We start from the raw sequence: 10,186 nt of genomic DNA, 5'->3' as shown, positions 1-10,186 counted from the left end.
TATGATTACTATATTGTATTGTTTATGCATCTTGCTCAGGCCGTAATCCCCCCAAGTACGGCAATCACTGACAAATGCCTTGAGGGGCTGCCTAAGCAGCCCCTTTTTTTATCGCTGGCGCACCACTACTAGATTCTTCAGGTTTTAGGTCGCGCTCACCCCAAACTGTTCAGCTTCGGTAGATCCTGCCAAAGCCGTCGTTGAAGACTGCCCACCTTCGATTGCCTGTGTGACGGCATCAAAGTAACCTGTACCCACTTCACGCTGGTGTTTCACCGCGGTAAAGCCACGATCTGCTGCAGCAAACTCGCGCTCTTGCAATTCTACAAAAGCACTCATTTGGTTACGAGCGTAGCCGTGTGCTAAGTCGAACATACCATAGTTCAAAGCGTGGAAACCGGCTAATGTAATGAACTGATATTTATACCCCATTGCCCCTAACTCACGTTGGAATTTCGCAATAGTGGCATCATCTAGATTACGTTTCCAGTTAAAGGAAGGCGAACAGTTATAAGACAACATTTTGCCTGGAAACTGACGATGGATCGCCTCTGCAAATTTACGTGCGTACTCTAGATCAGGTGTAGCCGTTTCACACCAGATTAAATCAGCATACGGTGCATAGGCCAAGCCACGCGAAATCGCTTGGTCAATACCTGCTCGTGTGCGGAAGAAACCTTCGACTGTACGCTCACCGGTAATGAAGGGGCGATCATTTTCATCAACATCACTGGTAATCAAGTCTGCCGCATCGGCATCGGTACGAGCCAGTAAAATGGTGGGCACATCCAAGACATCAGAAGCTAAACGGGCCGCCACCAATTTGGAAATAGCATCACGGGTGGGTACCAATACCTTGCCACCTAGATGGCCACACTTTTTAACTGAAGCAAGTTGATCTTCGAAATGCACACCGGAAGCACCTGCGACGATCATAGCCTTCATTAGCTCAAATGCGTTTAACACACCGCCAAAACCCGCTTCAGCATCGGCCACAATAGGAGCGAAATACTCAATGTGGTCCTTATCGCCCGGATTCACCCCCTCCATCCATTGAATTTGATCGCAACGCGATAAGGCGTTATTGATGCGGCGTACTACCTGAGGCACGGAATTGATTGGGTACAAGCTTTGATCAGGGTACATTTCCCCTGCCAAGTTTGCGTCGCCAGCCACTTGCCAACCGGATAAGTAAATAGCTTTTAGACCAGCTTTTACCTGTTGCATGGCTTGGTTGCCTGTTAAGGCGCCCAGCGAGTTGACGAATGGCTCTTCATGGAGCAGTTTCCATAGACGCTCTGCTCCACGCCGCGCCAAGGTATGCTCCTCGACCACCGAGCCACGCAGATTGACAACCTCTTCAGCGGTATAACCGCGTTTGATCCCTTGCCAGCGAGGATCTTCTGCCCAACGCTTCTGTAAAGAACGGATTTCATTTTCTCGTGTGCTCATCATTCACTCCAAGTTATGTTTAGCTATGGTTAGAACTGCGAATAAGATGACTACAGTTTATACAAATGCTGCATCGCAAAGATCACTTATGTCTTATATAAGACAAAATATCTTTCCGTTTAAAATCAAGCAACTAAAAATAGTTTTTCGAGATATGAAAAGCTATACTTCTTTATGAAAAATATTCTCACGCAACGCAGCAGTGACTTTTTACATACTAAAACCGCACTTCCACAATGTGGGATAATACGAAAAAATCCTTTAATTATTATCAGCCTTACTTATGACAAACGTTCCAACCAACTCTTTGCAACACTCACCGTTAGGGCAAGCTACCAATTACCCCAGCCGTTACCAACCCGAACTACTGTTTGGAATTCCCAGAGCTGATAATCGGGGGCACCTAACGATACCAACTAACTGGTTTGGCGCAGACATATGGAATGCTTATGAAATGTCGTGGCTAAATAGCAAAGGAAAGCCTGTAGTAGCTATCGGCCGCTTCGAAGTACCTTGGCACAGTCCACGCCTGATAGAGTCCAAGTCACTTAAGCTTTACCTCAACTCTTTCAATGAGGAAAAGATCGACAGCCCAGAAGAGCTCACCCAACGTATACAGCAGGACCTGTCAACTGTTGCAGGTGCATCTGTACAAGTGACCATACAAGCCTTGCAAAGCTTCAGAGCACACCCCATTGACTCGCTCTCCGGCACACTGATTGATGAGCTAGATGTAGAAATTGAGCATTACACTCCGCAAGAAAATTTGCTAAAGGTAGTACCGGATGCCAGCCTAGTCAGTGAAACACTACGATCAGATCTGCTCAAATCTAATTGTCTGGTTACTAATCAGCCAGATTGGGGCAGCGTACAAATACAATACATCGGCCCACAAATTGATCACTCTTCCTTATTGGCCTATATCGTGTCACTACGCCACCACAATGAGTTCCATGAGCACTGTGTAGAGCGCTTATATAATGACATCTGGCAAAGTTGCCAACCAGAAAAGCTATTTGTTTATGCACGCTATACCCGCCGTGGTGGATTAGACATTAATCCGTGGCGGGCTAACTATGCGGCTACCCCTATGGAGCCACGCCTAGCGCGTCAATAAGTCTCTTTATTGCTGCGCTCGATCCCTCCCGTGTACGTAGGCCATACCAGACTAAACGGGATAGAAAAATTGTTATTATTCATTAAAAAAGCCTGAACTCTTTTGAAAACCAAAGAGTTCAGGCCAACTACGGAAAACTGCAATTCTAAAGATGCCGTAGCGCTACTATTAACAAAAGATGTTAAGCGCGCGCTTCACAATCGGGTTGGCTACAGGAACCGTACAACACCATGGTGTGATCAGACAACTCAAAACCTAAAGACTGAGCTATTTTCTCTTTGCGTTGCTCTACATCATTATTGAAGAACTCACGTATGTGACCACAGTCTAGGCACACTAAATGATCATGATGACGCCCATCGTCAAGCTCATAAAATGCACGTCCTGATTGTAGATGCGCTTGTTTTAATAGGCCTGCATCTTCCAGTTGAGTCAATACGCGATACACCGTAGCCAAACCAATATCTACCTCTTTGGCTAGCAACTCACGATAGACCTCTTCAGCACTCATGTGCCGTTGTTCGCTTTCTTGAAAAAGGGTTAACACCCGCAAACGTGGCAAGGTCGCTTTCAACCCTGCTCGCTTGAGTATATCCAAGCCGCTCATGTCGTTCTCCTTGAAATGGATGACGCGCCAGATCACCTCGCACAAAAGGCAAGACGACTTATTTGGCATAAAGGGGAATCGCTTTTACAACAGATATATCTGACAACAAACACATCATACTGCCGGCTGTGACATGGAGCACTCATGATGAACCTACACAAGCACAGACCCAAGCTACCCCTATCTTACCGTGTCCTAGCGCATAGTCCAACACTAGCCCTAAGCGTTGGCAGCAATATACCAAGCAAAACAATTAGTTAGTTTAACGATCAAGCTTATTTAAGCGCTCGCTGACGCAAAACAATAGCAACATATAAGGCAAGACCTGCAGCTACCCAATAAGCTAGGCCGGCCCCGAACCAAGGCACTTGGCGCCATCCAGCATCGATAAACAAACCAAAGAACAAAGGCGACATGGATGAGCCTACATCCATTCCTGAGTACACCAGGCCGTATACAGTTCCCGTTGCCCCCTTGGGAGTTGCTTTACGAATTAATAAGTCGCGAGAAGGCGAAGAGACACCCGAGCAAAGGCCTGCTAAAGCTACCAGCACCAATGCCCAACGAGCACTTAACCATCCTGTTCCCAAGACCGCAAGAATAATGCCTGCAATGACTAAGGAAATAAAGACCACTAGCTCTGCCCGAGGATTATGGGAGGCGATGAAGCCCCCTAGGATCATGCCACCTGCCGCCGCTAACATATAAGAAGACAAGGCTGTACCAGCCCTTAACTCATCTACTCCGTAGGTTTGGCTTAATAACGGAATGGTGTAATTTTGTACGACAGCAACAGCGGCAGTGGCAAAAGCAAAAAATAGAAAGGCGCCCCACAGCGTGGACTGACTCAATAATGTTTTTAGAGTATCGAGTATGGTGGCGGAAGCCAAGCTTTGCTCCGCATTAGAGTTTGTTTCAGAAGCTGTAGTACCCCGCAAATAGGCAGCATTGCCCCAAACTAACGCTAACACTAAGGCGATCAAACCAGCGACTGCATACACCGCAACTCGCCACCCAAACAGACTGCTCAAGCCTGTAACAAACACGGGAGTTAACGCCCAGCCTAAATTGCCGGTAAAGCCATGTGCACTAAACGCATGTCCCAAGCGTTGGGGGCTAACGCGATGATTCAATATATAGTAATCAACGGGATGAAAAATGGCATTACCTATACCACCAATCAGCGCCGCTAGGACTAATATCCAGTATGAATTGGCTGAGGCTATCAGTAAGGCTGCCAGTACAAAGCAAGCTAAGCCAAATTTTAAAACCGGCACAGCCCCGATACGGTCGACTAGGAAACCGGAGGAAGCCTGCCCGATACACGAGACGAGATAAAACAGGGTGACCAAAGTAGCCAAGCTAACAAAGTCGTACCCAAACTGACGATTCAAAGCGATATACAGGGTAGGCAGCAGCAACTGAAAAAAGTGCGAACTTGCATGTGCAATGCCCACCACGGTAATAACACGCCAGTCTTGTTGTCGCTGAGTCCCTGCTAAGGCATACGGTATAGATGTGTCAGACATACTTGCTCATCATTGTTTTTTCTTAATTTCAGGCCAAGCTTTCTGCAGGTAATAACACATAGACCAAACGGTTAGCACAGCTGCTACGACGATGAGCACTTGACCAATCAAACGTATCGGTAAGCCGTTCCAAGAGTGCCAATACAATAAGCAAGGTATAGCGACCATTTGAGCGGCCGTTTTAAACTTACCTAAGCGATGCACCGCAACACTGGCGCTAGCACCAATTTTTGCCATCCATTCACGCAAAGCTGAAATAGTGATTTCACGTCCAATGATCACCAGCGCAATAAAAGCGTCCACCCGATTTAAGTCCAGCAGCACCAATAAAGCTGCACCGACCATTAACTTGTCGGCTACCGGATCCAAAAATGCACCAAATGAGGACGTTTGATTCCAACGACGCGCTAGCCAACCATCGAACCAATCAGTGAGAGCGGCAATGACGAACACTATCGCTGCCCAAGTGTCGCGCTCTAGGGGCGTTAGCCAACTGTCAGGCACGTAATACAATGCCACGATTAAGGGAATCATGACTATGCGTAGCCACGTTAAAGCGATAGGTATATTAAAAGGCATAATTTCGATACTAACCTAAAAGCAGACGATCAAACGGCCAGCCTAACGTAAAGCAAAATAAATACGCTCAGCCAAGTCCTGAGATATTCCTTCAACCGTGCTTAAATCGTCAATGCTGGCGTCCGCCACACCACTGAATCCACCAAACCTAGCCAACAACTTTTGCCTGCGTTTGGCCCCCACCCCTACGATACCCTCAAGGCGAGAAACATTCCTTGTTTTCGCACGCTGAGCCCGCATACCTGTAATAGCAAAGCGGTGTGCTTCATCACGTATCTGTGCAATTAACATTAGGGCCGCAGACTCTATACCTAAGGCCTTAGCAGGCCTGCCATCGGCAAAGAGTATGGTTTCCAACCCCACCTTGCGTTTATCTCCTTTCGCTACCCCGACCAAACAACCCACGTCTAAGCCCAGCTCTGCAAACACCTGTCTAGCGACCTCGACCTGCCCTTTCCCCCCATCAACCAACACTAAGTCGGGCATGGCGCCCAAACCTTCTGCCACACGGGAATAACGGCGAGTAAGCACCTGTCTCATTGCAGCATAATCATCCCCGGGAGTAATACCAGCAATGTTGTAACGACGATACAGTGCATTTTGCATTGCATGGTTTTTATACACTACACAGGCAGCCTGCGTGGCCTCCCCTGCTGTGTGACTAATGTCGAAACACTCTATATGGAGGGCATCTAAAGCTTGCTCATCCAGCTCTAACTGCAACACCTCCGCCAAAGCTTGAGTGCGATCAGCACGTGCAGTGGACTCACTTAAGACGCGGCTCAAGGCTAAGTCTGCATTCCGCTGGGCTTGCTCTAACCACGTTTTATGGATCCCTTGAGGACGTATTAAAACTCGGCTTTTGGTATTGTGCTGCTGCGCTAAGAGTTTCAGCAAATCAGCGTCAGGTAAAGCATGTGAACACACCAGCAAGGGAGGCAGCATACGCTCGAGGTAGTGCTGCGTAACAAAAGCAGCGAGCACATCCGCTGCCTCGTCACCCTGGACTTGGGTGGGGAAAAAAGCACGGTCGCCTAGGTGGCGGCCACCTCGCACCATAGCCAAATTCACACAGTAACGCCCCCCCGCATGACTCAGAGCAATAATATCAACATCATCATTGCCTGTTTGCTCCATGCTTTGTTGCTGCAATACTGCCGAGAGCGCTTTCATTTGATCACGTAAGGTGGCGGCTTTTTCGAAAGCCAGCTCCTCAGAGGCCTGCATCATGCGCGCTTCTAACTCATTCAATATTTCGCTGGTGTGCCCCTCAAGAAAACGTATCGCTCGGCTTACATCCGCTTGGTAACTATCTAGGGTGATGGTGCCCACACAGGGCGCAGAACAGCGCCCTATTTGATGCAACAAGCATGGACGAGTGCGGTTGGCGTAAACGCTGTCTTCACAGGTACGCAATAAAAAAATGCGCTGCAAAATCTGTATGGTTTCGCGCACGGCCCACGCGTTAGGATAAGGCCCAAAAAAATGGCCGGGGCCATTCGTACTGCCTCGGTAATAGGCAATACGAGCCGCCTCATGTGCGCTGATTTGAAGATAAGGATAGGACTTATCATCGCGGAACAAAATATTGTATCGCGGCTTAAGTCGTTTAATAAGGTTGTTTTCCAACAGCAAAGCCTCGGCTTCGCTACGGGTAATCGTCACCTCTATCTTGGCAACGCGTGCCACCATGTGCGCAATACGAGGGCTGCTAAGATTTTTTTGAAAATAAGAGCTCACACGACGTTTTAAGTCGCGTGCTTTACCCACGTACAGCACGTCACCTTGAGCATCAAGGTGACGATAAACCCCCGGCAATGCTGGCAGTTCAGCTAGAAACGATTTGAGATTGAAGTCCTCGGGCATACTGGTAGTGCTCATCGGCTTGCAAAGTATCCCAGTCCAACGCAACTTGGCTAGGCATCAAACGATAAAAACGCTCGGCGAACTCCGGCGGCTGTTGGTAGTCCAGCACGGCAAGGAGTTCATCGGCCAAGTCTGGGCGATTACACACCAAAACCATATCACACCCTGCACTCAAAGCGGCTTGAGCGCGCTGAATGATATTGCCAGCCACCGAGGCCCCTTCCATAGTCAGGTCATCTGAAAAGATCAAACCATTGTACGCCAAGGCTTTGCGTAATACTCGCTGCAACCAGAACTCCGAAAAGCCTGCCGGCTTGTCATCTACTTTAGGATAAATAACATGAGCGGGCATGACCGCTGGCAACAATAAAGGCCCCAACCAACCATAGGGAGCGGCATCTTCATCGATAATCTCTTGCAAGCTACGTTCATCTACGGGAATTTCGTGATGCGAGTCTGCCTCTACAGCGCCATGACCAGGGAAGTGCTTACCACAAGCGGCCATGCCCGCTTTCTGTAATCCACGTATTAGACCCTCAGCTAACATCGCCACTGCACGCGGGGAACGATGAAACGAACGATCACCAATGACGTGACTTACCCCGTAGTCTAGATCTAATACAGGAGTAAAACTAAGATCGACCCCACAAGCGCGTAACTCGGCCGCTAACACATAGCCGGTTTCAACCGCAACCTGTACCGCTTTAGTGGCATCCTTCATCCACAACTCACCCAGTTTTCGCATGGCGGGTAAAGTCGTAAAGCCATCATCGCGAAAACGCTGAACACGACCTCCTTCGTGATCAACGGCAATAATAATATCGCTGCGCAGAGCACGTACCTGCGCGCACAATTGGCTAAGCTGCTGGCGACTTTCAAAGTTACGAGCGAATAAAATTAAGCCGCCAGTTAAGGGATGCTGCAAACGCGCACGTTCGGCCTCGGTCAGCGTATAACCTTGAATGTCTACCATCACAGGCCCTGGGGCCACTGAGGCAGATGAAGTATGTTCTGTCATGTGAGTCTCAATATAAAAGGCAGTATTAAGTGGCTGAGCGAGCTTGTACTATCACAAAGGCCATTGCCATATCAGTTTCATCGGTCAAAGAAATTAGTGCCTCACCGTAGCGAGCTTCATACCATGTTTTTAAATCGCCAGACAGCACCACCATGGGGCGCCCACTGGGTGCATTTAAGGTTTGCATACGAGACCACGCCATAGGCATACGCATCCCCAGCCCAATTGCCTTGGAAAAGGCTTCTTTGGCAGCAAACCGCATGGCCACATAACGTACCCCACGCTGGGGGTCACGTTGACTACGACGAGCATAAATCACCTGTTCTTGCTCTCCCAATATACGCTGTACAAAGCGCTGTCCATGACGTGCTAACGCCTGCTCAATACGTGCTATGCGTATGAGGTCAGTACCTATACCTGCAATGCCTGTCGGTGCTTGGTCAAACATACTCTCACTCGTGCTCACTCATATTCCTAAAGCGTAGTGCCGCGACTATTGCCACATTTTTATGAAATCCTAACGCCCTTTAAAAAAGGGCGGGCGTTTCTCCATAAATGCATTCACGCCTTCTCGGTAATCTTCACTGGCTCCTAGCTCGCGCATCAGATCACGCTCAAGGTCCAACTGCTGCGCCAAGGTGTGATGCCAACTTTGCTCCATGGCCAGTTTGGTATATGCCAAGCCTTTAGTGGGTGCCACGGCTAAGCCTTGCACTAATTCCTCGAGGTGAGCAGCATACAGCTCGTCAGGCACTGACTCCCAAATCAAGCCCCATTGTGCGGCTTGATCTGCACTGAGCTTATTGCCCAGCATGGCTAAACCCCGTGCTCGAGCGGGCCCTATTAAGCGTGGCAAGATATATGTGCCACCGGTATCGGGTAGCAGCCCTAGGCGACAAAACGGCAAAACAAAACTAGCAGACTGCTTTGCTACCACAATATCGCCCGCCAACGCTAAGCTAGCGCCGGCCCCAGCCGCCACTCCATTTACCCCTACGACCACGGGCATAGGCAAAGCGCGCAAACGACGCACTAAAGGACCATAGTATTTTTCTACGCTTAGTCCCAAATCTACAGGCGGCGCATCCGGCGCCACCTTGCGCTCAGACAAGTCTTGGCCAGCACAAAAGGCTCGGCCGTTACCCGTTAGGAGCAACACCCTAGCGCCCTGCTGCTCTAGCTCCGTTAAAGACTGTGCCAATTGCTGGTGCATCGGTACGGTGAAGCTATTTAACTTGTCGGGGCGATTCAAAGTGATGCGAGCCACCCCATGCTCTACACTAAATTGTATACATTGTTCCATGCTCCCCTTCCTGCCAGTAATTGGTTTCTTGTTATTTTGCCCTCAGCACCTCTTTAGCACCGCAGCAAACCTTCACATCGTTACAGCACTGAGCGCTTCCCTTTTGCTCGGATACTTTGCACCCTGAGCAAAAAGGAGAGCAACATTCATTTAAAGCTGAATAAAGTGTTCGCGATAATGTTTAAGTTCCTCGATGGACTCATATATATCGGCCAACGCTTCATGCTTGCTATGCTTCACAAAACTTTTCACCACCTCAGGTTTCCAGCGTGCGGCCAGCTCTTTGAGCGTGCTGACGTCCAGATTACGATAATGAAAAAAAGATTCTAGGCGTGGCATATAGCGATACATAAACCGCCTGTCTTGGCTAATTGTGTTACCACACAAGGGGGACTTACCCGCAGGCAGGTGCTCTTTTAAAAAATCCAGTAAGATGTCCTCTGCCTGCGCCTCGGTTAGCGTGGACGCCTTCACTTTATCAATCAAACCGCTACGCCCATGGGTGCCCTTATTCCACGCATCCATGCCATCTAGCAATTTATCACTTTGATGGATAACGAGTACAGGGCCTTCCGCAACTAAGCTCAGGTCAGCTTCGGTAACCACAACGGCCACTTCTATGATGCGCTCTTTATCTGGATCTAGCCCCGTCATTTCCATATCGAGCCATACCAGACGTTGTGTGTGAACCGCCATATAATCATTCCTTAAAACA

General features: G+C 48.8%; 10 protein-coding genes. 1 reads left to right on the top strand and 9 read right to left on the bottom strand.

Annotated elements, in window-relative coordinates; all coding sequences use genetic code 11:
* Positions 1–144: 144 nt before the first annotated feature.
* Positions 145–1,452 (bottom strand): isocitrate lyase, encoded by a 1,308-nt coding sequence (gene aceA / locus OSH01_RS16020; RefSeq protein WP_266125136.1) that lies wholly within the window; start codon positions 1,450–1,452, stop codon positions 145–147.
* Between the two features lie 283 nt (positions 1,453–1,735).
* Between aceA and queF the strand changes: the two genes are divergently transcribed.
* Positions 1,736–2,569, top strand: coding sequence for an NADPH-dependent 7-cyano-7-deazaguanine reductase QueF (gene queF / locus OSH01_RS16015; RefSeq protein ID WP_266125135.1), 834 nt, complete (start codon positions 1,736–1,738; stop codon positions 2,567–2,569).
* A 181-nt stretch (positions 2,570–2,750) separates the two neighbouring features.
* Here the strand turns inward: queF and fur are convergent, their stop codons facing one another.
* The 8 genes from fur to orn all read right to left on the bottom strand — a co-directional run bounded on the left by fur (position 2,751) and on the right by orn (position 10,167).
* Entirely contained in the window at positions 2,751–3,176 is a 426-nt protein-coding gene (fur, locus tag OSH01_RS16010) for a ferric iron uptake transcriptional regulator (protein WP_266125134.1), read from the bottom strand.
* A 275-nt stretch (positions 3,177–3,451) separates the two neighbouring features.
* Positions 3,452–4,705, bottom strand: a complete 1,254-nt coding sequence (locus OSH01_RS16005; RefSeq protein WP_266125133.1) for an MFS transporter — start codon at positions 4,703–4,705, stop codon at positions 3,452–3,454.
* 9 nt (positions 4,706–4,714) lie between these two features.
* On the bottom strand, positions 4,715–5,284 hold the full coding sequence (pgsA, locus tag OSH01_RS16000) for a CDP-diacylglycerol--glycerol-3-phosphate 3-phosphatidyltransferase (RefSeq protein ID WP_266125132.1): 570 nt from the start codon (positions 5,282–5,284) through the stop codon (positions 4,715–4,717).
* A 42-nt stretch (positions 5,285–5,326) separates the two neighbouring features.
* A complete protein-coding gene (uvrC, locus tag OSH01_RS15995; protein WP_266125144.1) occupies positions 5,327–7,150 on the bottom strand; it encodes an excinuclease ABC subunit UvrC in 1,824 nt (607 codons plus the stop codon).
* Entirely contained in the window at positions 7,113–8,168 is a 1,056-nt protein-coding gene (gene nagZ / locus OSH01_RS15990; RefSeq protein ID WP_266125131.1) for a beta-N-acetylhexosaminidase, read from the bottom strand. Before nagZ ends, uvrC begins: the two co-directional genes overlap by 38 nt.
* A 25-nt stretch (positions 8,169–8,193) precedes the next feature.
* Positions 8,194–8,616 (bottom strand): holo-ACP synthase, encoded by a 423-nt coding sequence (gene acpS, locus OSH01_RS15985; RefSeq protein WP_266125143.1) that lies wholly within the window; start codon positions 8,614–8,616, stop codon positions 8,194–8,196.
* Positions 8,617–8,685: 69 nt separating this feature from the next.
* Entirely contained in the window at positions 8,686–9,471 is a 786-nt protein-coding gene (paaG, locus tag OSH01_RS15980) for a 2-(1,2-epoxy-1,2-dihydrophenyl)acetyl-CoA isomerase PaaG (protein WP_266125130.1), read from the bottom strand.
* Between the two features lie 150 nt (positions 9,472–9,621).
* A complete protein-coding gene (gene orn, locus OSH01_RS15975; RefSeq protein WP_266125129.1) occupies positions 9,622–10,167 on the bottom strand; it encodes an oligoribonuclease in 546 nt (181 codons plus the stop codon).
* Positions 10,168–10,186 lie beyond the last annotated feature (19 nt).

It is taken from the genome of Alcaligenes endophyticus (assembly GCF_026344035.1).
Lineage (GTDB): Bacteria > Pseudomonadota > Gammaproteobacteria > Burkholderiales > Burkholderiaceae_B > Alcaligenes > Alcaligenes endophyticus.
This window is presented reverse-complemented; position numbering and strand designations above follow the sequence as displayed.

What these genes read in the sequence shown, in the direction of transcription:
- queF (WP_266125135.1), top strand. Translation starts at nt 1,736, where the DNA reads ATGACAAACGTTCCAACCAACTCTTTGCAACACTCACCGTTAGGGCAA.
- paaG (WP_266125130.1), bottom strand. Translation starts at nt 9,471, where the DNA reads ATGGAACAATGTATACAATTTAGTGTAGAGCATGGGGTGGCTCGCATC.
- OSH01_RS16005 (WP_266125133.1), bottom strand. Translation starts at nt 4,705, where the DNA reads ATGTCTGACACATCTATACCGTATGCCTTAGCAGGGACTCAGCGACAA.
- acpS (WP_266125143.1), bottom strand. Translation starts at nt 8,616, where the DNA reads ATGTTTGACCAAGCACCGACAGGCATTGCAGGTATAGGTACTGACCTC.
- orn (WP_266125129.1), bottom strand. Translation starts at nt 10,167, where the DNA reads ATGGCGGTTCACACACAACGTCTGGTATGGCTCGATATGGAAATGACG.
- uvrC (WP_266125144.1), bottom strand. Translation starts at nt 7,150, where the DNA reads ATGCCCGAGGACTTCAATCTCAAATCGTTTCTAGCTGAACTGCCAGCA.
- aceA (WP_266125136.1), bottom strand. Translation starts at nt 1,452, where the DNA reads ATGAGCACACGAGAAAATGAAATCCGTTCTTTACAGAAGCGTTGGGCA.
- fur (WP_266125134.1), bottom strand. Translation starts at nt 3,176, where the DNA reads ATGAGCGGCTTGGATATACTCAAGCGAGCAGGGTTGAAAGCGACCTTG.
- pgsA (WP_266125132.1), bottom strand. Translation starts at nt 5,284, where the DNA reads ATGCCTTTTAATATACCTATCGCTTTAACGTGGCTACGCATAGTCATG.
- nagZ (WP_266125131.1), bottom strand. Translation starts at nt 8,168, where the DNA reads ATGACAGAACATACTTCATCTGCCTCAGTGGCCCCAGGGCCTGTGATG.